This window comes from Nostoc sp. UHCC 0870, assembly GCF_022063185.1.
In the GTDB taxonomy this organism is placed as follows: Bacteria; Cyanobacteriota; Cyanobacteriia; order Cyanobacteriales; family Nostocaceae; genus Trichormus.
In genome coordinates this window covers 377,242-401,567 of record NZ_CP091913.1, presented here as the reverse complement: position 1 = coordinate 401,567, position 24,326 = coordinate 377,242, and the positions used below count along the sequence as shown (strand labels likewise).

The following is a 24,326-nucleotide window of genomic DNA, read 5'->3' as shown; positions in this document are numbered from 1 at the left end:
ATAGCTGTTCACTGATTGAAATTTCCCCAGTCCCTAATTAGCCTTCCGATGACGGTTGAACTGCCAAATATATATAGTAAGTCGCCATCGGAATAATAGTGGCAGCGATTAAAAGTCCCACTACCCAAGCAGTGGCATTATCTTTGTCAGTTTCGCCTGCTTTTTTGAAAGTACCTTCTACCTGTACTTTGTCAACGATTTGGGGCGGACCGGGATCAGGTTGACCAGAGAGAACAGCAACTAGGCGATCGCTCGTATCCAAAAATGCCTGATTATATTTGTTACCATCCCGCAAGGGTGCAGCTAATGTTTTATCAGCCACACTCTTAGCAATCTCATCTGTTAATAGAGATTTGACTTGATTCCCAGAAATAATTGCAGTGCCGTTAGTGACTGTATCCAACACTAACAAAGTTTGATTTGCTTTGGCTTCCTCTGTAGGAAACCATTGGTCAAATAGTGCCTTAGCAAAGCTTTCTGGGGTTTCCCCATAATCTAAGCGGCGAATTATCACAAATCTGACTTCGTTACCCGTTTGCTTTGCCAAGTCATCAAAGGTTCTGCTAATCTGACCTTCGTTGATACGGCTAATAACTTCACTTTGATCTACAACCCAGGTAGAATCACCTGCTGTCAGGTTGGGTATTTGATATACACTTGTCGCTAATGCAGAGGTGGTAAATAGCGAAGAAGCTAGAATCACCGTCAGCAAGGGCAAAATCAGCCGGATGAAAATTTTCTTCATCCTAAAAACTTGGTTGAGGAGCTGTTTCATTTAATGATCCTATAATACCGACTAGCACCAAAAATACTATACAACTAATGCCCAAATCACCCCTTTCACAGATTTATCTAACTATTGGCTCATTCACTCAACCAAATTTCATCCTGTTTACTCAAACATACAATTTTATTTAAGGAGATATCCCTTGATCTCATTTGGTGACTATAAAAGTAGAGCTTCTCAATACATTACTTTCATAGACTCAGAATTCTATCCAGACTATCTTGATGAAGCGAAAACTATTTATAGCAGTGTTATAGAGCAGTTTACAGAGTTAGCTGATCTGGCTAGCAGCTCGGCTGACTTGCTAAGAAGCATTACCAGTAAACCAAATCCATCCCGAACTCAGTTGTTACGGGTTTTTCGCAAATATGTATCACCAGACACGTCTGTTGAGATGTTGAAAGTCAAGAAGAAAATATCAAATATTATTGCAGATTATGGACATAGATTTAGAACACTAGAGGAAGTTAAAGCCAACTTGGCAAGCCGTCCCAAGCCTGATGAAGCACTCATGGCTATTCTTATGGAGTATAAAAGTCGTGGACAGAAAGGATATGAACTAACCGAAGCGTTCTTTTTATGGTTTGAGTCAAGTTTTGGTTCGGAGTACTTGATTCAAGGACCAGTACGTGCTGGAAGAGATGTAATGCTTAATGAAGTTTTAAAAGATTGGGATGCAAAAACACCCGCAGATATTCTTATTTCTCGTAATCATGAAACGCCACTAGTTATAGGCTTTGCTCGTTACGATTCGGATCGAGGAGGATCGCAAGAGGATGATCGTACAGGTGGAAATAGAGATAAAGTAACCGACATCCTGAGATATGCTGAGACTTATAAGTTACCTCTAAAAGTATTTTTTCTAAATGATGGGCCAGGACTTACACTCGGTTCTATGTGGAATGACTATGCTTCTCTAGAAAACTACGGCAAAGGAAGAGTCATGATATGTACTCTCAAAATGCTAGATGAAAGATTTACCAGAGATTGGCTTGAAAGTTAAGTTGACTCTGCCAATTCTGAATAGATGTTTCTGGAATACTTTGTAAGTCTGAGGCTACCTCAACATATAAATCAAGTCCACTGCGTAAAACTCTATTGGTATCTAACAAGCATTCTTGTTTTATCTGAGTTCCATTGCTATTAATAAAGTCGCCCATAGCTTCAGTACCTTTAGCTAGGCGATTAACAGTAGTTTCTATCGCCAACAGAGAATTATCTATCCCTATCCATTGCCTTTCTAGTTCTTCCGCAACTGCAATTGTCGTACCACTTCCAGAAAAAGCATCTAGTACTATATCTCCTGGATTAGAAGAGGCAATAATAATTCGCTTAAGCATTTCTGAGTTCTTTTCAGTTGGATAACCTGTAATCTTGATATTTTGATTATGGGCATCTTTGAAATCAAGCCAAATATCCTGAACAGGAATCCCTTTACTATTGTCAAGATATACTTTTCTTCTGGGATTACCTGTTGGTGACCAATAAATTTCACCTCTTGCATCCATTTCATCTAGAGTTTCAGGCTTATACTGCCAGTGTTTACCAGGAGGGGGAAGCATCCCGCGCCAGGGTTGACCAGTAGTACCATTTCTTGTTCCTGGCGCATGAATAGGAACTTTTTTATAACGTCTTCCGGTTTCTTCTTCTACGTATTGATATTCTTTCTTAGCAGTACCTTCTGTCCAACCTTCAAAGGCTTGATTCCATACATAACTTTCACTTTTTGTATAAAACAAAATATAGTCTGAAATATTGCCGTATTGCTTCCGCGTATAGTTCTTGGGATTACATTTCTTCCTTGTGATCCAATTACGGAAATTCTTAGAGCCAAAAATTTCATCCATCAAAACCTTGACAGGGAAAGCCATATTATCATCTAGATGGACATAGATAGAACCATCGTCAGCCATTAGTTCTCTCAGCAAAATTAGCCGTTGGCGCAGAAATTCTAAGTAATCAGCCCCATTAATCAGATCATGATAAGCATGATTCTGTTCCCTAGATTCAAAGTCAGCACCCGTGGCATAGGGTGGATCAATGTAGACTAACCTAATATTTCCAGCAATATTAACGTCATCTAATAAAGCTCTAAGAACCCTTAAATTTTCGCCATAAATTAATCTATTTTTAGGCGGCTTCTCTACACTAGCAACGCAACACAACTGCGCTGGAGAGATATTCAAAATATTTTCAACTGCTACTTTACCCTCATACTCTAACCTGAAGGAGATATTATTACTATTTTTTAAAGTGCTATTCCGGTTGAGTTTACTAGGGATTCCAGTTGCCATCTAAATTTCCGTCTTGGTGATCTTTATTTTGAATATCGAGGAACTCATCAAAATCCCGCCTACGCACTCTCAATATTTTTGTCTCTACTTTTTTTGCTTTCAAGCTATTGGATGAGATCCATCTTTGCACCGTTCTCTGATGCACTCTTAAAATCTCGGCTATTTCATTAGTTGTTAAAAATTGTTTACTCTCCCCACTATTACCCTCTGGATTATATCGCTTATGTCGCAGAAATTGCTTTTATTGCATTTTACATCTAAGATGTTTGTGTCGCAACTGTCGCTTTTGCTATCTTCAAATACACAGAGTAACGAAGGGCAATAGAGAAAAAGCGCGATCGCTGATTACCTGATAAGACTTATAAGATTTGACTTTTTGCTTCAAGAGATTTTTCTGCTATCTTTCTATTATTTAGAATTTTGGACACAGCAACCCGATTGAGTTCACACCTAAACCCCAATTAGGTCGCCATTATCGTACTTACTCTTTTTTATGGCTAACTTAACCAGTATTATGGGGTTCGCACAGTTTTTATTTAGATTTATTGTGTTAAACACACAAACCTATGGCAAAAAAACAATTTACTGGGTTGAAAACAGAGTTTTATGAGCATCCATTTGACCACAAAGCACTGATGTCTTTAGAACGGACTCCAGTCCTACCTCTATTGTTGAAAAAAGTCAATGAATATGGCATTGATAGATTACTGCGGATGCAAATAACTGGTGGTGAATTTAAAGTCACACCTCGTAATTTTCCCAGTCTCCATGATGCTTTTTTGGAAGCCTGTCATATCCTAGATATCACTCCCATTCCAGAACTTTTTCTATTTCGCGGTACGGGGTACATTAAAGCCTACGCTGTGGGAGTGGAAAAGCCAGTAGTGGGGATCAATCTGGAAGGAATGGAATGGCTTTCCCATGATGAACTATTATTTGTGTTTGGACACGAAGTTGCAAGGATTAAAGGCAAGTATCTGGCATACCAGCAAATGGCTCACGTTATGCCTGTTGTGAAGAACTTGATTAGTAGTACAACATTGGGGATAGGTGGACTAGCTGCTAATGGGATAGAAATTGCCTTATATAACTGGATGATTATGGCTAAATTTACCGCCGATCGCGCTGGTTTATTAGCTTGTCAAAATCTTGATGTGGCAATTACTGCTTTGATGAAATTGGGTGGATTACCACAAGAGTATTTGAATGAAGATACCATCAATGATTTTGTAACTCAGGCTCGTGCTTTTGAATTTAATAATCTGGATAGTTTGGGTCAATTTGCTAAAACTTTTAGCTTCATGGAACATCTTCTACCCTGGACAGTAATGAGAGCATCTGAACTTTTGAAGTGGGTAGACTCAGGCGACTATGAAGATTTGCTGCAAGGAAAAGAACTAGGAAGTCAGCAACCTGAAAATCAAGAAGATGACGAAAACTGGAACTTTCTCTCTGCGTGGGACGGAAATAGCTAGGGGATAGGTGACAGGTGACAGGTGACAGGGAAGAGTTTTTTGAATTCGGAGTGAAGCGACGTGACCATAATTTTAACTAATGATGACGGTATTGATGCGCCTGGGATCAAAGCTTTAGCTCAAGCTGTCAACGGTAACAATGTAATGATTGCTGCACCCAAACACCATCAATCTGGTTGTGGTCATCAAGTGACTACGACGCGTCCAATTAATTTGAAGCGGCGTTCTGATTTTGAATATGCGATCGCTGGTACTCCTGCTGATTGTGTCAGAATTGCCTTAACGCAACTGTGCCAAGATGCTAAATTTGTCTTGTCAGGAATCAACGCCGGCGGTAACTTGGGAGTTGATGCTTATATTTCTGGTACTGTTGCGGCTGTAAGAGAAGCCGCAATGCACGGTATCCCCGGTATCGCTATCTCGCATTATCGTAAAGCCAAGCAAAATTTTGATTGGGAGTTTGCAGCTAAGTTAACGGCTGAGATTTTAACCGACTTATTACACCGTCCCCTAGAACCGGGATGTTTTTGGAATGTGAATTTACCCCATCTACAACCAGGAGAAGCAGAACCGGAGTTGATTTTCTGCCAACCTTGTAATAAACCTTTACCAGTCAACTATCGGATTGATGGTGATGATTTTTATTATGTAGGGGAATATGGCAAACGCGATCGCACTCCCGGTAGTGATGTAGATGTTTGTTTTTCTGGTAATATTGCGGTCACTCAATTAAAGGTTTAAGGGTATTGGGTATTGGAGAAAAATGAATCACAACTCACAACCGGCTAAACGCCGCGCTACCGCTAACACAACTCACAACTCAGCACTCATCTAATCCCTGAATTAATGAAGTCAATTTATCTAAAGTTTGTGTAAGTTGAGTTAATCTTTGTAATGAATCATCCTGTGATTCTGCCAGACTTTGGACTGCATCACACAAAGCAAAAATTTGATATCCTTGTTGCTGTAACTGCTTGCCTTGTGCTTCAACTTGGCAACTAAGATTTTCTAATCTGTCTGCCAGTCGTTCAATTGTTTCAGTTGTAGAGAGTACAGCTTCTCCAATTTGCTCAACAATCGATTCTAGGCGGCTAATTTTAACTTCGATCCCAGATGAAATCATGTCTTGACTACCCCGATAGTGAGAGAGCATTTTTGTAGTTGAATATCAATAATAATTGGTTGATTTAATTTACTAAATACAGCCTGATATAATCGCTGTTTTAATAATATTTCTGCTTTGCTTATTGCTGCGTCTGGCAGATGATAGAGCATTTTTGCAAATAAAGTGATAGTTTGTCTAGTTTGGGTTAATTTTTTAACCTGCTAGCTTGCACTATGAGCAATTTTTAAACGGCATAAATTCTTTCACACATATTAATCTGTGCCAATCATCCTCCATGAAATATGTTTATCTGTCTTGATCTTAAATTCATCAAACTTCATGATCCCCTGAAGTTAGATGAAGATTAAGTAAATATACCGTAAAACATCAGGTTTTATATGTTCTTAAGTTTATATCCTGTGTGAAAATCAGTAATACTACCATTATTCCTAAAGATTCGGCTAGAGAATGTACCATGTACCCAACACCTGTACAAATAATCTTGCAAAGTAATACTTGTAAAGACTGGACATTAGAATTTGCACAACATCCATCAGTACAGTCAAAATTTAAACGTTGTCTAGATATTTTAGGGAGTCTGGTAGGACTGTTGATTTTGGCTATTGCGTTTGTGCCGATCGCGATCACTATTAAACTCGATAGTCCCGGTGCGATTTTCTTCTCTCAAGAACGCTATGGAGTTTATGGTCGTCCCTTTCGCATTTGGAAATTCCGTTCAATGGTCAATGATGCGGAGAACCTCAAATCCTTAGTGGACAACGAAGCCAACGGACTGGTATTTAAGAACAAAAATGATTTCCGCATCACAAAAGTAGGACGCTTTTTACGCAGCACTAGTTTAGACGAACTCCCCCAATTTTGGAACGTGTTGATGGGTGATATGAGTTTAGTGGGAACACGTCCACCCACTGCTGATGAAGTAGCAAAGTATAATAATCGCCACTGGCAACGTTTAAACGTGAAACCAGGTTTAACAGGTGAATGGCAAGTTCATGGGCGATCGCAAGTAAAAGATTTTGAACAAATAGTTGAATTAGACTTACGTTATCAAAGCAATTGGCATCCACTATACGATGTACATCTGATTTTTAAGACCATCTACGTCATCGTTGGTAGGATTGGAGCTTTTTAAGCCAGGAAGCATCAACCAAAAGGATTTGACTTTTGACTTCACGGCGGTACTAGTGTGAGGCTGACATCTTGCATCTGGGTCAAAAACTGGGTTTCTTGAGTATATTTGAGGTTGAAAGCCTTGATAACTCTTGAGAAACCCGGTTTTTTCAGTCTTGTTGATACTCATAAAATTAGCGTTTCCACTCCATTAACGGCAAAATTGTAGTTGAAAGCAATAACCGAAAAAATTACTTTAGCGTAGCGGGGCGCAACCCATTACGAATTAGTTACGATGATTAGACCAAACTCTTGGAAAAATCGCCTGACTGGTGTCTGGAACAAGACAGCAGGAGGCTTAAGACAACGCTTACCTGTAGACCAAGTTGCACAGACAGTAGCACAGTGGTTTAGCATTAGCGAAACTGAAATTACAGAAATTTTAGAGAGAGTCCGCAAGGAACTACCAACAACAGAGGCGTTGTTAATTGGTAAACCCCAAGCTGGCAAAAGTTCCATTGTTCGGGGATTAACAGGGGTTTCGGCTGAGATTGTCGGTCAAGGATATCGTCCCCACACACAAAACACTGAACGGTATGCTTATCCTTCCAATGAACTGCCATTGCTAATTTTTACTGATACAGTAGGGCTAGGAGATATCAACCAAGAAACTCAGGCGATTATTCAAGAGTTGGTAGGAGATTTACAACAAGAAACCAAACGCGCCAGAGTCTTAATTTTGACAGTAAAAATTAATGACTTTGCTACTGATACTCTACGCCAGATTGCTCAAAAGTTGCGTCAGAAATACCCAGAAGTACCCTGTTTACTAGCAGTTACCTGCTTGCATGAAATTTACCCTCCTAGCGTCTCTGACCATCCAGGTTATCCCCCCGACTATGAAGAGGTGAATCGGGCTTTTATGGCGATTCAAGAAGCCTTTGCTGGATTGTGCGATCGCTCGGTTCTCATTGACTTTACCTTAGAGGAAGATGGCTATAATCCCGTGTTTTATGGCTTAGACGCACTCAGGGATAGCCTCGCCGAATTACTTCCTGAAGCAGAAGCGCAGGCAATGTACCAGCTATTAGATAAGCAAGCATCAGAGAAACTTGGCAATATCTACCGAGATGTAGGTAGACGTTATATTTTATCATTCGCTGTGATGGCAGCGACCCTCTCGGCTGTACCATTACCCTTTGCTACTATGCCTGTATTGACCGCCTTGCAAGTGTCGATGGTAACTATATTGGGAAAACTCTACGGGCAAAACTTGTCGCCATCTCAAGCTGGTGGTATTGTGAGTGCGATCGCAGGTGGTTTCTTAGCCCAAGCCATTGGTAGAGAATTAATTAAATTTGTACCAGGTTTTGGTAGTGCGATCGCAGCATCTTGGGCAGCTGCTTACACTTGGTCATTAGGGGAAACCGCCTGTGTCTATTTTGGTGATTTAATGGGAGGTAATAAACCCGATCCCCAAGAAATTCAGTCGGTAATGCAAGAGGCGTTTGAGAAAGCCAAGGAACGGTTTAAGGGAATCAAGCATTAAACCAATTAGTAATGGACTTCTCAAGACGATAAGTCATATATATTAAGGAAGAACCACAGACGTAAAACCCACCTAGGCGGGTTAAAAAGTGTCGTTCTGAAATTTTGAATTTTGAATTGATATTTAGAATGGCTACAAAAATTCCCGTCACTGTCATTACAGGCTTTTTAGGTAGTGGAAAAACCAGCCTAATTCGCCACCTCCTCCAAAACAATCAAGGCCGCCGCATTGCAGTTTTAGTCAACGAATTTGGCGAACTTGGTATTGATGGCGAGTTGTTGAAATCCTGTCAAGTTTGCCCAGAAGATGAGGAAAACGGGAGTAATATTTTTGAATTAACTAATGGCTGTCTCTGCTGCACTGTCCAAGAAGAGTTTTATCCGACAATGCAGGAGTTAATCAAACGGCGCGATAGTATTGACTGTATTGTAATTGAAACCTCTGGGTTAGCTTTACCCAAACCCCTTGTCAAAGCCTTTCGCTGGCAAGAAATTCGCAACGCCGCTACAGTTGATGCCGTGATTACAGTGGTAGATTGTGCAGCCGTCGCCGCCGGGACGTTTGCTAGCGATTTGGATGCGATCACACTTCAACGTCAAGCCGATGATAGTCTAGAACATGAAACACCTTTGCAAGAATTGTTTGAAGACCAATTAGCTTGTGCAGATTTGGTAGTCTTAACTAAAACTGATTTAATCGATGCAGCCACAAAATCACAAGTTGAGCAATTAGTCAAGCAAGAATTACCGCGAGTTGTGAAAATGGTAGAGAGCGATCGCGGTCAACTCGACCCATCTATACTATTAGGATGGCAATCTGCTGTTGAAGATAACTTAGATAGTCGTCCTAGTCATCACGACAACGAAGAAGACCACGACCACGATGACGAAATCAACTCAACACACGTAGTTTTAGACCGTGCTTTTGACCCAGAAAAACTGCAAAAACAGTTAGAAGCACTAGTACACCAACAAGAAATTTACAGGATTAAAGGCTTTGTAGCCGTGCAGAATAAACCCATGCGCCTAGTAATGCAAGGTGTAGGAAACCGCTTTGAAAAGTTTTATGATCGTCCTTGGCAACTAACAGAAGCACGGCAAACCCGTTTAGTATTTATTGGGCGTAATTTAGACTCAACAGAGATAGAATCACATCTGTTAAGTTAAGAAAGAATTCTAGAATGGAGAAATTGCTTTTTGTTTCTCTGTGTTGTAAAGATTCTTTTTTACCACAGAGGCACAAAGAAGAAATTAGAATTCTTCACTAAAGTTTTGGTTAATTTTCTTTCTAGTCCTTTATTCTCTGAAATTTTTGATTATGAACATCACGCAATTATTCAACGTTGCTAATCTTTTTGTGTTGCCTTTTTGGGCTTTAATGATTCTTCTCCCCAACTGGAAAGTAACACGCCGAGTCATGGAATCATACATTCCATTTGTACCTTTAGCTGGGGCATATTTATATCTATTTATTACTAGTATTACCCCAGAAAATGCCCAAGCTTTATCTAATCCACAACTAGCTGATATTGCGCGATTCTTTGCTGATGAAACAGCTGCGGCGACAGGTTGGATTCATTTTTTAGTGATGGATTTATTTGTCGGTAGGTTTATATATCGGGAAGGACAGAAAACTGGAATTTGGACAATTCATTCTCTAATACTGTGTTTATTTGCCGGCCCTTTGGGAGTGCTATCTCACATTTTCACAGTTTGGATTACTAAAGCCATATCTCCCCAATCTGAAACTGAATTAAGTGTTGAGTCCTGAGTGGGGAGTAGTTAAGAATTTTCAATAAACACAAACGCAGAACCCTAGTTTATTTAATAAACCAGGGTTCTGATCAAGATATTAATTTTCAAATTCAAGAAGCTTTAGCCATTCTATAATTTGCATCTAACCAACAACGTGGTAGACCTTCTCCAGAAGGGAAGACAAGATTTTCTTTTTTAAAAGTATCAGGTTCTTGTTCTTCTTGACCTTCTTGGTCTTGTCCATGAACTATATCTAAATTTGGATCGATTAATTCTTGAAGATCAAGAATTTTGACTAAATCTTGGCTATTTTTGATTTGTAAAAACATCTCACTACCTCCGATCAAAAAGTATCTAGAAAACTATATTTGTAGGGAAACTAAAATTTCCACAGCAACAGAACACAAAGACAAATCTGATTTATCTGCGGTTATCTAAGATTAATTTTTCTGAAATTTTCTCAAGCCAACACAAATATTTGAAGCCAGGAGATTAATCACAATAAATAAAACTATTGTAGAAATCCTTGCTGATCAAATTGTGTATATAATTGCCTGCCTACACTTATAATTATATCTCGCGTTGATATCTCTCTAAAATATCTACCAAGTTAACTTGACATTGCAGAGGTAATAAATCGAGCAAAGGCAGTTCTCTCCTACCACCGCCAATTTTTACCGGGATAGATTCCAACACTTGTATTACTCGGTCTTCAGTGACAGCCTTGGAAGTAATTAAAGGATATAACTGTTCAGCAATGACGGTATGCAGCTTGGCATTAGATAGATAGAGATGCCATTTAGCAATATCTAAATAAATACTGTCACCAATTTCAGCTGCTAGGGCTTCTAGTAATTCTGTGGTGTTAGTCTTAGCCATAAAAATTACCCTATATCAAAAAAAGAGCGCGAAGTCTCGAACTAATTAACATTATCGCGCAATTTATCAGGCAAACACACAACCACAGGTTACAATTGCCCCAGCTTGAGTGTTCCCTCTTTAGGTGGATTTTGGGGGTGTAGGTGAATAATTAGCGATCGCCACAATGTAAATTAAATGCACCAACAATACTAAAACCCAACCCGCCGTCAACAACGGCAACCACTCCCAAGTAGTTGTTTTCAAGATATGGAAGAACCATAAGCCAGAATTAATGGTAGCAGCAACGGCTACATGAACCGCGAAATTCATGCGATCGTCTAACTTGCGAAATTCAGGGTCATTGCGATCGGGTTTGCGAGGCCAACGAGGAGGCATAAATATTTATTACGATTTTTAATACACTTGATTATTTTAAAGTTTTTAGGGATGTAGTTGCTATTTAAATGAAACATTCGATGAGGATGATATTGAGTATTAATTTTTACTGAATTTTAGTTTACGTCCCACTATGATTGATATAATCTCCTGATTTTCCGCCGATTTTACTGATTAATCGAATCGATTCAATTTGCATGGATTTTTCTAAGGCTTTGGCCATATCGTACAAAGTCAAAGCAGCAATAGAAACAGCCGTTAAAGCTTCCATTTCTACGCCTGTTTCAGCTTTAGTTTTGACTGTAGCCTGAATTTGATAACCAGGGAGTTCAGAATCAGGTGTAATTTCGACGGTGACTTTTTGCAGTGGTAAGGGGTGACACAGAGGAATCAAATTAGCAGTCTGTTTAGCTGCCATAATCCCAGCTATCCGCGCAGTCGCTAAAACATCCCCTTTAGGAGTATTCCCAGCTTGAATAGCCGCTAAGGTTTCTGGTAGCATCCGCACCTGGCCAGCCGCGACAGCTTGCCTGACAGTAGAGGCTTTAGCTGAGACATCTACCATCTGTGCCTGACCCTGGTTATCAAGGTGAGTAAGGTTTGGAGAATTTTTTTGAAAATTGTCTTGCATTATTCCCAAAGAGCGTGTTACTATATATTTCTTGTAGGGGCGTGTAGCTCAGTGGACTAGAGCACGTGGCTACGGACCACGGTGTCGGGGGTTCGAATCCCTCCTCGCCCGCTTGAAAAGGCAAGAGTAAGTTATTAATAATTTACTCTTGCCTTTTGTATTGGGCATTGGTTTGTACCCAGTCCCCAGTACCCATTCCCCAGTCCCTACTCCCCATTATTCAACGAATAGGTATCTTCAGTGCGACCTAAAGCGAAACGTAGGGATTGGGATAAATTTTTGCTGGATAGGGTAAGGAAGATGAGGAGTCCTAAGAAGGTCAAACCGGCACTGTAGCCAAACATAGTTTGATAGCCAAATTTTTCAGCTACAAATCCTAACAGGGGAGCTGCGATCGCCAGTCCTAAATCAAAGCCAGCGATACAAAGAGCAAACATCCGTCCTCGTTCGTGTGGTAAGGAACGGTCTGTCATCAACGTAGTAATCATGGACATGACTGTACCACCGCCACACCCTTCAGCTAAGGCTGCCAAAATGAAAGCATAGGTGCTGTTAGCTTGCCACAAGATGAGACAGGCTAGTGTATAGGCACTAATCCCAAAGGTAATAAACAAACCACGGCCAAAGCGATCGCTAGCTTTACCTGTAAATAATCGAAAACTAAAACTAGCGATCGCCGCAATTGTAAAAAATAACCCAGCGTTAAAATCCACCTGAGTTGATTTGATGAACAGCGATACAAATACGTGTACAGCACCGACAGAGACACCAACCAGCAACATAACTAAAGCTGGTACTCTCACCCGTGGACTGATCAAAATTTGCCAAAATTTCTGATTGCTACCCGTATTTTGCTCATATTTCTGTACTGGTGGATTGATAACTTGTGCCGCACTTAAAAGCCCTATAGAAGCAAATGCCGCAGATAGCAGAAATAATGATGAGTAACCAGTTTCAGCTTCTAAATATCCCCCCAAAGCCGGCCCAATTGCCAAGCCTAGAGGAGCAGTTAAACTCATATAACTAATGATTTCGCCACGAATAGCAATAGGGGCTAAATCTGCTACCAATGCACTATAGCCTGTAGTAAAAGCAGCAACGCTAATACCATGAAAGATTCGCACCAACATCAACATAGGAATTGATGTAAACGCCAAATAGCCAAAGGGAGCTAAAACGGCTACTGTTGTACCAATCAATAACAGCAACTTACGACCATATTGATCCGCCAACCGTCCTAAGATGGGACGAAACAGCAACAACCCAATGGCGAAACCTCCCATGACAATGCCAATTTCTTGCTTGCTGCTACCTATACTTTCCATGTAAACAGGTAGTGTGGGCAAAAACATCGCCGTACTAGACCAGAATAATAAACCTGCTGTAAATAGAGTCAGCAGGTTACGTCTTAGATTTGCGTCAAAGGTATGAAAAGCTTTCAAGGCAGATGCAATTGAGTTCTGGATTCTTCATACATATTGTTACGTTATTTATCTTTTTTTGCCACAACTTCCCGGACGCGATATATAGGCCTTCCTTGGGATTCGTGGTAGGTACGCATCAATAACTCTGCCAACAGACCAAAGCTAAATAGTTGTACTCCCGTAACTAAAAGCAGCACCGCCAAGATGAGCAAAGGACGATTGCCAATCATCTCACCCATCGCTAACTTCATAAACGTCAAGTAAATGCCTATACCTGCCCCCAAAATCATCGAAATTAGCCCCAACAACCCAAAGACGTGCATGGGACGGGTGAGGAACTTTTTCATAAACAGGATGGTGAGCAAATCCATCAATACCCGGAAAGTCCGCGATAAGCCATACTTACTCTGACCAAAACGCCGCGCGTGATGACGCACAGGCATTTCCGTAATTCTTGCGCCTTCGATGTAAGCTAGTGCAGGTAGAAAGCGGTGTAGTTCACCGTAGAGATTCATATCTGCTAATAGTTCCGCTCGATAGGCTTTAAGCGAACAGCCGTAATCATGAATATAGACGCTAGTAGTCCGACGAATTAGCCAGTTAGCAATTTTAGAAGGCAGCAAGCGATTTAATGCCCCATCTTGGCGATTTTGCCGCCAACCACTCACCAAATCGTAACCTTCCTCTAGCTTGGCTAAGAGAATAGGGATATCATCTGGGTCATTTTGCAAATCAGCATCTAAAGTGACGATCGCATTCCCTAGGGCATATTTAAAACCAGCCGCCATCGCCGCAGTTTGTCCATAATTCCGTCGCAGAATCACCGCCTTTAAATCAGGGCGGCTTTGGGCTTGTTCTTTGAGAAACTCAGCCGAACCATCACTAGAACCATCATCTACGCAGATGATTTCATAGCTTAACTCACTAGTAGAGAGAGAAGAAGCGATCGCCTCCAATAACAAAGGCAAACTCTCAACCTCATCCCGCACCGGCACAACCACCGATACATCTGGAACAATAGCAGAAATCAAACCATGCTCCTCATAAGCAATTCAAAATTCAAAATTCAAAATTCAAAATTCAAAATTGGGGATTGGGGATTGGTTAAAAAGTTCTACCTTGTCTCCCCTGTCACCTGTCACCTATCACCTGTCACCTATCCCCTACCCTCATAACTTCTCACAACCCGCCCAGCCCCTCGTAACTGCTGATAGTATGACCGACTGACCACATCTCCCTGTTCCGAGAGGATGTCAATTCCAATACCATTACGTCCTTGTTCTTTGCCAGAACTATGGATGTAATGACCATCCCCCAAATACAACCCTACATGGGTAGCTTTTATCGGAGTGCCAAAAAATATTAAATCCCCTGGTGCTAGTTCAGTGATAGTAACAGATTGAGTAAAAGCTTCTTGTTGATAGGCATCTCTGGGTAACCAAACCCCGACGGAAACAAAAGCCGCCTGCATTAACCCAGAACAATCATAATTTGGCCCCACTGTGCCACCCCAGAGATAATAATTAGACTGCTGCATAGCTTGTTGAGTAAAAGCAATCACCTCTGGTAGAAGTTTTTGAATTTCAGCTTCGGAAAGTGACTGAGCCTGATAAAGTACAGTAGCAGGTTGTAATAAACCAACATCACTAAAAGATACCCAACCTGGATAGTCATCCTCACATAAATACACCTCAATTGCTGTACCTTGCTGATTTGATGTTACCCGCAAATGTCGCCCAGCTGCGGCCTGAGTTGCTAGGCGAGTACATTCAGAAGAATCATATAAGTTTAAATCAGCTAGACACTGGTACTCATCTGAGGTCAAGTTGAGGATTTGTGATTCTAAATTAGAGAGCATTCTGCAATGGTTTTTTTTAGCAAAGACGAACAACTAGAAAATCTGGGTAATAGCATTTTAGAGGCTACTTGGTCAGCATTTCCGACCTTAGCCCGTAATCAAATAGCATTGACTTGGATTGTTTATGATCCACCAGTCCCAGTTAATACTGGTGGGGCTTTAACTCCCGATGCTTTTTGGCATCATCCTGTACGCGGTTTTAATTATCGTGGTGTGGAATGTATTTATCCGGCGAGTATAGTTAAGCTGTTTTACTTAGTAGCAGCCAATGAATGGATAGAAAAAGGCATGATCCAAACCTCCAAGGAATTGGAGCGGGCTTTGCGCGATATGATTGTTGATTCTAGCAATGATGCTACCAGTTTAGTTGTCGATATTTTGACTGGGACTACATCCGGCCCGGAGTTACCACCAGGCCCCTTTGAAACTTGGAAACAGCAGCGTTATATGATTAACCGCTACTTCCAATCTTTGGGGTGGGAAGAGATGGAAACAATTAACGTCTGTCAAAAAACTTGGGGTGATGGCCCTTATGGAAGGGATAGAGCATTTTATGGGGAGATGTTTGAAAATCGCAATATGTTGACGACAAATGCGATCGCCCGTTTGTTACATAGTATCGTAGGAGGCGTAGCGGTTTCTAGTGAGCGATCGCAAAACATGATGGCTTTGCTCAAACGCAGTCTCAACAGAGATGATTTACCCAAAAATGTTGAAGAAGACCAAGTAACCGGCTTTTTAGGTGGCGGACTACCCCAATCTACTCAAATCTGGTCAAAAGCTGGCTGGACAAGTCAAGTACGTCATGATGCAGCCTATATCGAGTTACCAAATCAAAGTCCCTACTTATTGGTAGTATTTACAGAAGGCAAAGACCACGCCCAAAATCGGCAGCTATTACCTTTTATATCCCATTTAGTAGAAGAAGCGATCGCCAAAAGCAGAGTATAACCCATCACTTCTCATTTCAATATTTTCAATCTCTGTGTCTCCGTGCCTCTGTGGTTTATGTATTTACATCCAAGTCAGGATGTAGGAAGGGATTGTCTGGTGTTAAAGTTTGGATATTGCCCCAAAACAAAAAATTCTGGCGAATTAATCCCAGAGTAATAATTTATCTATTGTGGCAACATTTTGTTAGGAGTGAATGTGAATACTATTTTTGTGCGTAAAGGCTTTTATTGCTTATCTAGTTTAGCGGCTGTAGCTGTTATAGGTACTAGTGTATCTGTTAACGCTCAAACAATATCTCCTGTTGAAGCTGCTACCAATACCATATCTCCCATCCAATCAAATGCTGAACTAGAAACTGAACAGCAAAACTTCTCTTTCTCCAGTGCAACAATCCTTAGTTCCACCTCTGATGATGCGACTGTATCACAACAGTTTTCTAGCACCATCACCGAAGATCATATAATTACACCCATCCCAGGAACAGTAGCAACCACATCAAGTATTCTGGTTTCCCCTGAATCTACACAACCTGCTACCCTACCAGCTGCTAACACAGTGGCACAATCCGATATTAATGTCGGTAGACGTACCCGTGGCGGCAGTAGCTATATCGGCGTTGCTGGTAACATCGGTATAAATGGCGGTGAATCATCATTGGGTGATGGCAATTTTGCAGCCATCAGCAAGATTGGAATAAGCAACAGTATCTCCATTAGACCCTCAGCCATATTTGGGGATAACACCACAATTTTAATTCCTGTCACCTACGATTTTACCTTTAAACAAGCAGATCCATTTGATGAACCGCTAGCGATCGCTCCTTATATAGGAGTCGGTGCAGTTATTAAAACTGGGGATAATTCCCAAACTGCCGTTTTAGTATCTGGTGGTGTTGATGTACCAATCAATGCTCAATTTACCGCCACTGCTGCGGTCAATGCGGGATTTTTTGATGAAACAGATATTGGCTTGTTAGTAGGTGTTGGCTACAATTTCTCTGGCTTCTAACTTTAGTGAGTGCTGAGTAATGAGTAATGAGTAATGAGTAATGAGTATCTTACTCAGCACTCAGCACTCAGCACTCAGCACTCAGCACTCTCTACTCAGCACTCTCTACTCAGCACTCTCTACTCAGCACTCTCTACTCAGCACTCAGCACTCAGCACTCAGCACTCTCTACTGCTTTGGAGTAACTTTATCAATCACTGTTAGTTTGCCATCATCTTGTACTGTCCAAACATCGTAGACACCGATGACATCGCCGTTAGCGTCAACATCTACATTACCGCTAGCACCTTGATAGTTAATGTCTTGACCTTCTTTGAGTAACTTCAACCCTTCACAGACATCACTGACTTCTACACCAGGTGCATTAGATACTTCCTTAATTTTATTCGCCACACCAACACCTGTGTTATCCTTAGCGGCTTGTGCTGCTAATACCAACAAAGCGGCTGCATCCCAAGATTGGGGCGCAAATTCCCCAGGAGAACCACCTTTTTTAGATTGCCAGAGTTTTTTAAAAGCTTCTAATGCCTTACCATCAGAACCGGGTACAGTGCCAATAACGCCAGAAACAATGTACTTACCATCGCTGGTTTTACCCACTTGAGCCGGAAATTCATCTGATTTCATACCATCTGTGAGCATGACTTGTACGCCTTGGGTTAGACCTTGCTGATAAGCTGATTTTAATAATAAGCTACCCGTTTCTACATAAAAAACACCCAAGACGGCATCGGGTTTACCCGCAAAAGCCGCAGTTGCTTCGGTTTCAAAGGTAGTAGCTTTTGGGTCGTAGCGGACAGGATTATTTTTGTTAACTACAGTCCCGCCCAATTTTTCAAAGGCTTGGACAAATGCTTTTTCAAACCCAACTCCGTAGTCGTTGTTAATGACAACTGTAGAAACTCGCTTATAGCCTTTTTTTATGGCAAGTTCGGCTAAGGCTGGCCCTTGGTAGCTATCGGGGGGAACTGTCCGCGCCCAAAAACCTTGAAAATCACCTTTTTGTGCTTTTTCGGTAAATACGGGGCTGGTGCTACCAGGCGAAATCAGCATGACTTTATTTTGCGCTGCAATTGACACCGCCGCCGTGGAAACACTGCTAGCAAATGAACCAACTACACCAGCAACTTTATCTACAGTTGCTAGTTTAGTCATACCAGCTGCACCGACTTTGGGGTCTGTTTGGTCGTCTACTTCAATCAGAGTCACTGGTTGACCATTAACACCCCCACAGGCGTTAACAGTTTCCACTAACAAAGGAACAGCCGGGGCCATTTGCTGCCCAATTGATGCTAAATCACCCGTTGTTGGCAATAAAGAGCCAATTTTTAATCCTGTACCACTGCTAGTTGTTGTGTTGGCGGCTGGGCTAGCTGTGGTGTTGCTAGCTGTACCATCAGTTGTATTGGTGGTTGTACAAGCTGCCATTAAAAACCCAGTTGCGAGGGTAGTTAAACTTAGGGCAAGAGCGGCACTAATTCTTGTCATGATTACTTTCACTCCTCAATTCTAGGGGAGCTTGAAAGTAAGATTCAAACTAAATTTTTAAATTTAGCTGTATCCTATCAAGTCTCCAAAGGTTAAATGATAACATCTACCTTTGGATATAAAACAACACAAAAAAATCTGTGTCATTATGATATGGGAAAACGGAGAGGGAGGGATTCGAACCCTCGGTACGGAGTTGCCTGCCGTACAACAGATTAGCAATCTGCCGCTTTCGACCACTCAGCCACCTCTCCACGGTCACGAATACTAATAGTAGCAGATGTTTAGTGATAAGTCAAGTCGCTGCGCTCCAATTCAAAATTCAAAATTCAAAATTCAAAATTCAAAATTCAAAATTCAAAATTCAAAACAGGACTTACTCAAGTGTCACAATCGACAGTTGGTGCGTGACGCTATAAGTCTCATGACTACGTTCAAATACTTTCGCAGCGTCACACACCCTACGCAAAAAATATGCCAGTTGCATAAGTCCTATCAAAATTCAAAATTCAAAGTTGAAGACTTAGGAGTGGGGGATTGTACCCATACTGAGTAATGAGTGCTGAGTTCTGAGTTCTGAGTAGTGAGTTCTGAGTTCTGAGTGATTTTTAGTTTACTCAGCACTTAATAATGAGTCAGGTAAAAGAAGATTGCTGAGTAAGATACTCATTACTCATTACTCATTACTCATTACTCATTACTCAGCACTCATTACTCAGCACTCTTCATAACACTTGCGATCGCATCCAAGCCATGGGTAGGGTGCGAAACTTTTGCCATTGGGGGACGTAGGCACGCTGATTAAAGACGTTGTAATCTTGGCGTTCGATTACGTCCAATATTTGCCCGTACAGCATGGATGCTGCCCACACAGGCCAGCGTGCGTCTGGGGCTAAATGAGTGATGCCCTGTTCAGCCTTGGTGTAGAACTGCCGCGCCCGCTCAATTTGAAAGCGCATTAACGCCCGCCAACGGTCATCGACTACGCCGTCGAAGAACTCTTGTTCGGTGTAGTTGAATTGTGCTAAGTCTTCTAGGGGAATATATATCCGCCCTCTCTTAGCATCTTCGCCAACATCCCGGAGAATGTTAGTGAGTTGAAGAGCAATACCATTGGCGATCGCTTCTTCTGTGGGAATATATGGTTGTTTACGCTGATGCCACGGGGCTGTATTGCCGGTGGTGTCTATTTCCATGACAGATGTTGACATCAAGCCGACTGTACCAGCGACGCGGTAACAGTAGAGGTATAATTCCTCAAAGGTTTCATAGCGACTACGGTATAAGTCCATACGCTGCCCGGCAATCATATCCCGAAAGGGCTGAATGTCGAGGGCAAAGCGTTGCAGGGTATCTACCAAAGCTACATCATAGTTTTCTACGGGATGACCCGCAAAAATTGACTCTAGATGCTGCTCCCATAGGTCTAGGGTTTCTGGTGTGGTAATGGCAGCAGTAGGACCATCTACTAGTTCATCGGTACGGCGACACCAAGCATAAATTGCCCAGATAGCTTGACGTTTTGCCGGACTCATTAACAAAGTACCCAAGTAGAAGGTTTTGGCATACTTGGCTGTGAGTTGCCGACAAATTTTGTAGGACTCATCTACAGAGACCAGCGTTTTCATGCGCGGGGGGGAATCAGGCAGTTGCAGCATTCGTTGCAGGCGGTCGGGTTAGCGTTTGCAGGTTAGAGGCATTGGCCACTGGCAGTGATTCGCAGATCGCCTGCGCTGTTAGCTTACCAGAAAGTACAGCTCCTTCCATACTGCCTAAATAGCGTTGCATGGTGTAACTCCCAGATAACAAGAAGTTGGCAATGGGAGTTTTTTGGGAGGGACGGTACTGTTGACGACCGGGGGTCGCTTTGTAAACTGAACGCGGCGTTTTCACTACATGAGATTTCAGCAGTTTGGCTGGATTTTCTCCCCCAAAATGATCGGGGAAGAGTTTTTCTAATTCTGCAAGAGTGGCGGTGACAATTTCCTCGTCAGATTTACTAATCCAATCTTTTGCCGGTGCTAGAACTAATTCCAGCATTGAGCGGTCGGGATTAGCGTATTCACGACAAGTATTGCTCATATCAGCATAAACGCTGAGGAGGGGCGATCGCGAAAATAATAGGTGATCAATTTCTGTCAATTTGCGATCAAACCATAAGTGCAGGTTAATAACTGGCACTCCTTCCAATCCTTCTAGCTTCTGGAAAAACTCCATTTGCTGCCAAGGCTTGGGTAATATTGCTTTGATCACGTCTACTGAGGTGGCACAAACGTAAAAGTCGGCGGTTTCAATGTAATCATCTGCACCGTTTAATCCCCTAATAACAAAGTGCTTGACGCTACCATCTTCATTAAGGACAATTTCTTTGATGGGTGCATTCAGCCGCACTTCGCCACCACCGGCTGTGATGTGATCTACAATCGGACTGCATAGCCTTTCTGTCGGCGAACCATCCAAAAATGCTATTTTCGAGCCATATCGTTCTTGCAAAAAGCGATTGAGTGCAGTTAAGAGGATTGTGGCAGAAACTTCATCGGGATTGATAAAGGTCAGTGCTTTACACGCAGCGATAAACACATCACTTGTCACGCGCTCATCAACACCTTGTTTTTCCAACCACTCTAAGAAGCTGTACTTGTCCATGTCCTCAACATACTTCTGACCCCGAACCACTGCTGGAGTTAGGCCGATGGCGAAGCGAATCTTCTGCTCCCAAGTCAACATATCTTGGTTGCGAAGAATCGACGCAATCACGTTGAAAGGAGAGGGAATATCGGGAACATCAAACCGTGATAGTGTTCCAGGCTTGTCTGGTTGGTTAAAAATCAGTGTATGCTCTTTCCACTGGAGTCGGTCTTCAATACCTAACTCTTTGAGCAATTGGAGCATATTGGGATATGCACCGAAGAAGGCGTGTAATCCAGTCTCATACCAGTCGCCGTCAGAGTCTTTCCACGCCGCCACAAGACCACCCAGTACGTCTCGGCTTTCCAAGACAATGGGAGTGTGACCTGCGTCTGTGAGATATTTCGCGCAGGAAAGTCCTGCTAAACCAGCACCAGCGATCGCTACTCGCATTTAAACCTACTGTTTTTCAATATTTCTTAATCGTTTTATCGTTCTCATTATACGTTGCAATCTGTTACATTTGGCATTGCTACTAATTTACAATTAGTAATTTCCATCTATTTGTTAAGGGTATAAGGGTATAAGGGTGTAGGGGTATAAGGGTCTAAGGGTCTAAGGCGTTGGACGAGGATTGAACCCGGACTCCCGCTACGCTAACGTAAGGGCGCAGTCGTCCTTTGGGGCGAGGCTTTTAACAAGCTCTGTTGTTGGGGAAGCGTCTTTTTTCCCTACACCCCTACACCCCTACACCCCTACACCCCTACACCCCTACACCCCTACACCCCTACACCCCTACACCCCTACACCCCTACACCCCTACACCCCTACACCCCTACACCCCTACACCCCTACACCCCTACACCCCTACACCCCTACACCCCTACACCCCTACACCCCTACACCCGCCCCAACGGGGCTTAGTAAATTATTATGCCAGTATCACAACAAATAGAAAGCTTTGGCAATCACCTCATTCTTGGTATTTCTGGTACTACCTTAAGTGATGAGGATAAACGCGCTCTGAGTGAATTGAAACCTGTAGGGGTAATATTTTTCGGCAAAAATTTTCTGGATGGTGTCCCTTATGAGGTGTGGCTGGAAAGTTTTAGGGATTTGCACCATCAAATCAGAGAATATGCTGGACGTGAGTCGATGTTTTTTACATTAGACCATGAAGGCGGGCGAGTCGTGCGGACACCTTTACCAATTACAAGGTTTCCTCATGCTATATTGTTGCGATCGCACTCACGGGAAGTAGCCAAAGCCACAGGTAGAGAATTAAAATCACTGGGGATTAATATATCTTGGTCTCCTGTAGCAGATATTTATTCCAACCCCCAAAATCCTATTATTGGATTTCGCGCTTTTGGTAGCACCCCTGAAACTACTGCTAAAGCTGTCTGTGAATATTACAAGGGACTCAAAGCATCGGGAATTGTGGGATCTGCCAAGCATTTCCCCGGACATGGAGATACTAGTAAAGACTCTCATGTGGAATTACCAATCCTCAATCTCAGTATAGAAGACTTACGAGTACGAGAATTAATCCCATTTAAAGCTTTGATTGAGGCACAAATTCCCATCATGATGACAGCTCATATTCTCTTTCCCAAAATAGATCCTGACTGGCCTGCGACTCTCTCACCAGCCATTCTTAAAACCATCCTGCGGGAAGAATTGGGATTTGGGGGTGTGGTGGTGTCTGACGACTTAGATATGAAAGCTGTCTCCGATATGTTTACTCAACAGGGAACAGTAGCGCGTGCATTTAACGCTGGGTGTGATTTATTTATCGTGTCGCGCAATATTCATTCATCATCTATGGAACGGACTTATAAAATAGCTGAAGATTTTGCTACGGCGTTAAGTCAGGGTAGCTTGGCTACATTTGTAGTTGAAGCTGCTAGAGCCAGAATTGAAAAATTATTAGCAATTACACCACAATATGATGTGAAAACTTTAGATAAAGATACATTATTACAGCACGCCCAATTAGCGATCGCCTGTGCTTTTGAAGCAAGTTATTCATAATTACGTTATGGATAACGCGCTTTAATTACGAATTAATCAAATGCGGACACTTGGCTAAAAAGGTAGATGCTTTATTGTGAGCATCAGGATCATCAATATGTGCTGGTGTCGGTCGAATGATGCCATTAAATAAATCATCAAATCCGTAGGGGGCAAAACATTCCCATTCCCCTTGAGTATTTAACCTCACACCGACAGCCGTCGCCGTGTGTAACCAATCTTGAATCCCATCCTCTGTACTAGTGTAGGGACGGCGGCCAGAACGCCAACGGGCGAAACTAGCTTGATTTTTGACATCAAACTCATAATCGGGAAACTGTTGTGTCAAGCTGGTTTTAGCGGCTAATTCTTGGGTGCGATCGCCTGTTTGATCAAAGAAAGCAATATCAAAATCTTTAATAAATAACCCACATTCCTCTCCAAAGATGGAACGCCAAACAGTATTTCTCACCGCACCCCCAGCTAACCACCAATTGGGGAGATGTAATTGAGCTATCGCAGGTAATACTTGACCCACAGGTGTATCAGCCAAAATCATTTGTAAGCGAGTTCGATGATCCATAAGTTAGACGTGGAATGGTGGGGGTGAAACCAATTCGCAATTCGCAATTCGCAATTCGCAATTCGCAATTCGCAATTTGCAATCAGTGGGGGCTTGAAACCCACATAATTACCAATTACCAATTACCAATTTGGTGAAAAGGCGATCGCAATGACCTTTCCTTCTCCTGTGACTACTGACGGTATACACACATCTGGAGTGCTAGGTGCTAAATGTGGCTTGATCCCCCTAAATCCCCCTTAAAAAGGGGGACTTTGATCCTAATTCCCCCCTTTTTTAAGGGGGGTTAGGGGGGATCAAAACGATACGGTATAAGGTTATCAGACTTGTGTGTACACCGTAGCCTGCGAAGAAAGTAAAGAAAAACAAAGCAAAATTACGCTTCTT

At 42.1% G+C, this 24,326-nt stretch carries 26 protein-coding genes and 2 tRNA genes; 12 read left to right on the top strand and 16 right to left on the bottom strand.

Going from position 1 to position 24,326, the window contains the following annotated elements:
• Positions 1-37: 37 nt before the first annotated feature.
• The gene (psb32, locus tag L6494_RS01750) at positions 38-775 is read right to left on the bottom strand and encodes a photosystem II repair protein Psb32 (RefSeq protein WP_237991158.1); all 738 of its coding nucleotides are present in this window, start codon (positions 773-775) and stop codon (positions 38-40) included.
• A 154-nt stretch (positions 776-929) separates the two neighbouring features.
• Here psb32 and L6494_RS01745 point away from each other — a divergent pair, with 154 nt between their 5' ends.
• Positions 930-1,790 carry a hypothetical protein gene (locus L6494_RS01745; protein WP_237991157.1) on the top strand — a complete coding sequence of 287 codons (861 nt, stop codon included), beginning with the start codon at positions 930-932 and terminating at the stop codon, positions 1,788-1,790.
• Here L6494_RS01745 and L6494_RS01740 read toward each other — a convergent pair.
• Positions 1,765-3,081: a site-specific DNA-methyltransferase gene (locus tag L6494_RS01740; RefSeq protein WP_237991156.1), complete on the bottom strand. Its 1,317-nt coding sequence runs from the start codon at positions 3,079-3,081 to the stop codon at positions 1,765-1,767. The genes L6494_RS01745 and L6494_RS01740 overlap by 26 nt on opposite strands.
• Positions 3,062-3,211, bottom strand: coding sequence for a hypothetical protein (locus tag L6494_RS01735; protein WP_237991155.1), 150 nt, complete (start codon positions 3,209-3,211; stop codon positions 3,062-3,064). Before L6494_RS01735 ends, L6494_RS01740 begins: the two co-directional genes overlap by 20 nt.
• 436 nt (positions 3,212-3,647) lie before the next feature.
• On the opposite strand from L6494_RS01735, the gene L6494_RS01730 reads away from it, so the two are divergent.
• Both L6494_RS01730 and surE read left to right on the top strand, forming a co-directional pair.
• The gene (locus L6494_RS01730) at positions 3,648-4,556 is read left to right on the top strand and encodes a M48 family metallopeptidase (RefSeq protein WP_237991154.1); all 909 of its coding nucleotides are present in this window, start codon (positions 3,648-3,650) and stop codon (positions 4,554-4,556) included.
• A gap of 60 nt (positions 4,557-4,616) precedes the next feature.
• Entirely contained in the window at positions 4,617-5,297 is a 681-nt protein-coding gene (surE, locus tag L6494_RS01725) for a 5'/3'-nucleotidase SurE (RefSeq protein WP_237991153.1), read from the top strand.
• Between the two features lie 79 nt (positions 5,298-5,376).
• Here surE and L6494_RS01720 read toward each other — a convergent pair whose 3' ends face one another.
• Positions 5,377-5,679 (bottom strand): hypothetical protein, encoded by a 303-nt coding sequence (locus L6494_RS01720; protein WP_237991152.1) that lies wholly within the window; start codon positions 5,677-5,679, stop codon positions 5,377-5,379.
• A 457-nt stretch (positions 5,680-6,136) separates the two neighbouring features.
• Here L6494_RS01720 and L6494_RS01715 point away from each other — a divergent pair, with 457 nt between their 5' ends.
• From L6494_RS01715 to L6494_RS01700, 4 genes are all read left to right on the top strand, one after another.
• Complete coding sequence (locus L6494_RS01715) at positions 6,137-6,814, top strand: sugar transferase (protein ID WP_237991151.1); 678 nt, start codon at positions 6,137-6,139, stop codon at positions 6,812-6,814.
• A 273-nt stretch (positions 6,815-7,087) separates the two neighbouring features.
• Positions 7,088-8,341, top strand: a complete 1,254-nt coding sequence (locus L6494_RS01710) for a GTPase family protein (protein ID WP_237991150.1) — start codon at positions 7,088-7,090, stop codon at positions 8,339-8,341.
• A gap of 128 nt (positions 8,342-8,469) precedes the next feature.
• Positions 8,470-9,507 carry a cobalamin biosynthesis protein CobW gene (gene cobW / locus L6494_RS01705; protein ID WP_237991149.1) on the top strand — a complete coding sequence of 346 codons (1,038 nt, stop codon included), beginning with the start codon at positions 8,470-8,472 and terminating at the stop codon, positions 9,505-9,507.
• Between the two features lie 151 nt (positions 9,508-9,658).
• Positions 9,659-10,111, top strand: coding sequence for an ABA4-like family protein (locus L6494_RS01700; protein WP_237991148.1), 453 nt, complete (start codon positions 9,659-9,661; stop codon positions 10,109-10,111).
• 94 nt (positions 10,112-10,205) lie between these two features.
• Here the strand turns inward: L6494_RS01700 and L6494_RS01695 are convergent, their stop codons facing one another.
• From L6494_RS01695 to moaC, 4 genes are all read right to left on the bottom strand, one after another.
• Positions 10,206-10,424 (bottom strand): acetyltransferase, encoded by a 219-nt coding sequence (locus L6494_RS01695; protein WP_237991147.1) that lies wholly within the window; start codon positions 10,422-10,424, stop codon positions 10,206-10,208.
• 241 nt (positions 10,425-10,665) lie between these two features.
• Entirely contained in the window at positions 10,666-10,974 is a 309-nt protein-coding gene (locus tag L6494_RS01690) for a DUF3181 family protein (RefSeq protein WP_237991146.1), read from the bottom strand.
• Positions 10,975-11,094: 120 nt separating this feature from the next.
• Positions 11,095-11,352 carry a hypothetical protein gene (locus L6494_RS01685; RefSeq protein ID WP_237991145.1) on the bottom strand — a complete coding sequence of 86 codons (258 nt, stop codon included), beginning with the start codon at positions 11,350-11,352 and terminating at the stop codon, positions 11,095-11,097.
• 121 nt (positions 11,353-11,473) lie between these two features.
• The gene (gene moaC, locus L6494_RS01680) at positions 11,474-11,983 is read right to left on the bottom strand and encodes a cyclic pyranopterin monophosphate synthase MoaC (protein ID WP_237991144.1); all 510 of its coding nucleotides are present in this window, start codon (positions 11,981-11,983) and stop codon (positions 11,474-11,476) included.
• A gap of 37 nt (positions 11,984-12,020) precedes the next feature.
• Between moaC and L6494_RS01675 the strand changes: the two genes are divergently transcribed.
• Positions 12,021-12,094, top strand: a tRNA-Arg gene (locus L6494_RS01675).
• A gap of 95 nt (positions 12,095-12,189) precedes the next feature.
• On the opposite strand, the gene L6494_RS01670 is transcribed toward L6494_RS01675, so the two are convergent.
• The 3 genes from L6494_RS01670 to L6494_RS01660 all read right to left on the bottom strand — a co-directional run bounded on the left by L6494_RS01670 (position 12,190) and on the right by L6494_RS01660 (position 15,265).
• Positions 12,190-13,425 carry an MFS transporter gene (locus tag L6494_RS01670; RefSeq protein WP_237991143.1) on the bottom strand — a complete coding sequence of 412 codons (1,236 nt, stop codon included), beginning with the start codon at positions 13,423-13,425 and terminating at the stop codon, positions 12,190-12,192.
• A gap of 44 nt (positions 13,426-13,469) precedes the next feature.
• Positions 13,470-14,438, bottom strand: coding sequence for a glycosyltransferase family 2 protein (locus tag L6494_RS01665; RefSeq protein ID WP_237991142.1), 969 nt, complete (start codon positions 14,436-14,438; stop codon positions 13,470-13,472).
• Between the two features lie 125 nt (positions 14,439-14,563).
• Positions 14,564-15,265, bottom strand: a complete 702-nt coding sequence (locus L6494_RS01660) for a C40 family peptidase (protein WP_237991141.1) — start codon at positions 15,263-15,265, stop codon at positions 14,564-14,566.
• A gap of 6 nt (positions 15,266-15,271) precedes the next feature.
• Here L6494_RS01660 and L6494_RS01655 point away from each other — a divergent pair, with 6 nt between their 5' ends.
• Together L6494_RS01655 and L6494_RS01650 are read left to right on the top strand one after the other, a co-directional pair.
• Positions 15,272-16,216: a serine hydrolase gene (locus L6494_RS01655; RefSeq protein ID WP_237991140.1), complete on the top strand. Its 945-nt coding sequence runs from the start codon at positions 15,272-15,274 to the stop codon at positions 16,214-16,216.
• A gap of 198 nt (positions 16,217-16,414) precedes the next feature.
• Positions 16,415-17,227 (top strand): hypothetical protein, encoded by an 813-nt coding sequence (locus L6494_RS01650; protein WP_237991139.1) that lies wholly within the window; start codon positions 16,415-16,417, stop codon positions 17,225-17,227.
• A 168-nt stretch (positions 17,228-17,395) separates the two neighbouring features.
• Here L6494_RS01650 and L6494_RS01645 read toward each other — a convergent pair whose 3' ends face one another.
• The 4 genes from L6494_RS01645 to pds all read right to left on the bottom strand — a co-directional run bounded on the left by L6494_RS01645 (position 17,396) and on the right by pds (position 21,796).
• Positions 17,396-18,715, bottom strand: coding sequence for an ABC transporter substrate-binding protein (locus L6494_RS01645; protein ID WP_237991138.1), 1,320 nt, complete (start codon positions 18,713-18,715; stop codon positions 17,396-17,398).
• A gap of 162 nt (positions 18,716-18,877) precedes the next feature.
• Positions 18,878-18,969: transfer RNA gene (locus tag L6494_RS01640), tRNA-Ser, on the bottom strand.
• Between the two features lie 471 nt (positions 18,970-19,440).
• The gene (gene crtB, locus L6494_RS01635) at positions 19,441-20,373 is read right to left on the bottom strand and encodes a 15-cis-phytoene synthase CrtB (protein ID WP_237991137.1); all 933 of its coding nucleotides are present in this window, start codon (positions 20,371-20,373) and stop codon (positions 19,441-19,443) included.
• Complete coding sequence (gene pds / locus L6494_RS01630) at positions 20,357-21,796, bottom strand: 15-cis-phytoene desaturase (RefSeq protein WP_237991136.1); 1,440 nt, start codon at positions 21,794-21,796, stop codon at positions 20,357-20,359. The genes crtB and pds overlap by 17 nt, the downstream gene beginning before the upstream one ends.
• A 181-nt stretch (positions 21,797-21,977) precedes the next feature.
• Between pds and L6494_RS01625 the strand changes: the two genes are divergently transcribed.
• The gene (locus L6494_RS01625; protein ID WP_237991135.1) at positions 21,978-22,298 is read left to right on the top strand and encodes a hypothetical protein; all 321 of its coding nucleotides are present in this window, start codon (positions 21,978-21,980) and stop codon (positions 22,296-22,298) included.
• Complete coding sequence (locus tag L6494_RS01620) at positions 22,277-23,377, top strand: glycoside hydrolase family 3 N-terminal domain-containing protein (protein ID WP_237991134.1); 1,101 nt, start codon at positions 22,277-22,279, stop codon at positions 23,375-23,377. The genes L6494_RS01625 and L6494_RS01620 overlap by 22 nt, the downstream gene beginning before the upstream one ends.
• A gap of 25 nt (positions 23,378-23,402) precedes the next feature.
• Here the strand turns inward: L6494_RS01620 and L6494_RS01615 are convergent, their stop codons facing one another.
• Positions 23,403-23,939, bottom strand: a complete 537-nt coding sequence (locus L6494_RS01615) for a nucleotidyltransferase family protein (RefSeq protein WP_237991133.1) — start codon at positions 23,937-23,939, stop codon at positions 23,403-23,405.
• Positions 23,940-24,326: the final 387 nt, after the last annotated feature.

Bases quoted from the DNA above. Each gene is read 5' to 3' on its own strand.
- psb32 (WP_237991158.1), bottom strand. From the start codon at position 775: ATGAAACAGCTCCTCAACCAAGTTTTTAGGATGAAGAAAATTTTCATC.
- L6494_RS01740 (WP_237991156.1), bottom strand. From the start codon at position 3,081: ATGGCAACTGGAATCCCTAGTAAACTCAACCGGAATAGCACTTTAAAA.
- L6494_RS01730 (WP_237991154.1), top strand. From the start codon at position 3,648: ATGGCAAAAAAACAATTTACTGGGTTGAAAACAGAGTTTTATGAGCAT.
- L6494_RS01720 (WP_237991152.1), bottom strand. From the start codon at position 5,679: ATGATTTCATCTGGGATCGAAGTTAAAATTAGCCGCCTAGAATCGATT.
- L6494_RS01715 (WP_237991151.1), top strand. From the start codon at position 6,137: ATGTACCCAACACCTGTACAAATAATCTTGCAAAGTAATACTTGTAAA.
- L6494_RS01710 (WP_237991150.1), top strand. From the start codon at position 7,088: ATGATTAGACCAAACTCTTGGAAAAATCGCCTGACTGGTGTCTGGAAC.
- cobW (WP_237991149.1), top strand. From the start codon at position 8,470: ATGGCTACAAAAATTCCCGTCACTGTCATTACAGGCTTTTTAGGTAGT.
- L6494_RS01700 (WP_237991148.1), top strand. From the start codon at position 9,659: ATGAACATCACGCAATTATTCAACGTTGCTAATCTTTTTGTGTTGCCT.
- L6494_RS01695 (WP_237991147.1), bottom strand. From the start codon at position 10,424: ATGTTTTTACAAATCAAAAATAGCCAAGATTTAGTCAAAATTCTTGAT.
- L6494_RS01690 (WP_237991146.1), bottom strand. From the start codon at position 10,974: ATGGCTAAGACTAACACCACAGAATTACTAGAAGCCCTAGCAGCTGAA.
- L6494_RS01685 (WP_237991145.1), bottom strand. From the start codon at position 11,352: ATGCCTCCTCGTTGGCCTCGCAAACCCGATCGCAATGACCCTGAATTT.
- moaC (WP_237991144.1), bottom strand. From the start codon at position 11,983: ATGCAAGACAATTTTCAAAAAAATTCTCCAAACCTTACTCACCTTGAT.
- L6494_RS01660 (WP_237991141.1), bottom strand. From the start codon at position 15,265: ATGCTCTCTAATTTAGAATCACAAATCCTCAACTTGACCTCAGATGAG.
- L6494_RS01655 (WP_237991140.1), top strand. From the start codon at position 15,272: ATGGTTTTTTTTAGCAAAGACGAACAACTAGAAAATCTGGGTAATAGC.
- L6494_RS01645 (WP_237991138.1), bottom strand. From the start codon at position 18,715: ATGACAAGAATTAGTGCCGCTCTTGCCCTAAGTTTAACTACCCTCGCA.
- crtB (WP_237991137.1), bottom strand. From the start codon at position 20,373: ATGCTGCAACTGCCTGATTCCCCCCCGCGCATGAAAACGCTGGTCTCT.
- pds (WP_237991136.1), bottom strand. From the start codon at position 21,796: ATGCGAGTAGCGATCGCTGGTGCTGGTTTAGCAGGACTTTCCTGCGCG.
- L6494_RS01620 (WP_237991134.1), top strand. From the start codon at position 22,277: ATGCCAGTATCACAACAAATAGAAAGCTTTGGCAATCACCTCATTCTT.
- L6494_RS01615 (WP_237991133.1), bottom strand. From the start codon at position 23,939: ATGGATCATCGAACTCGCTTACAAATGATTTTGGCTGATACACCTGTG.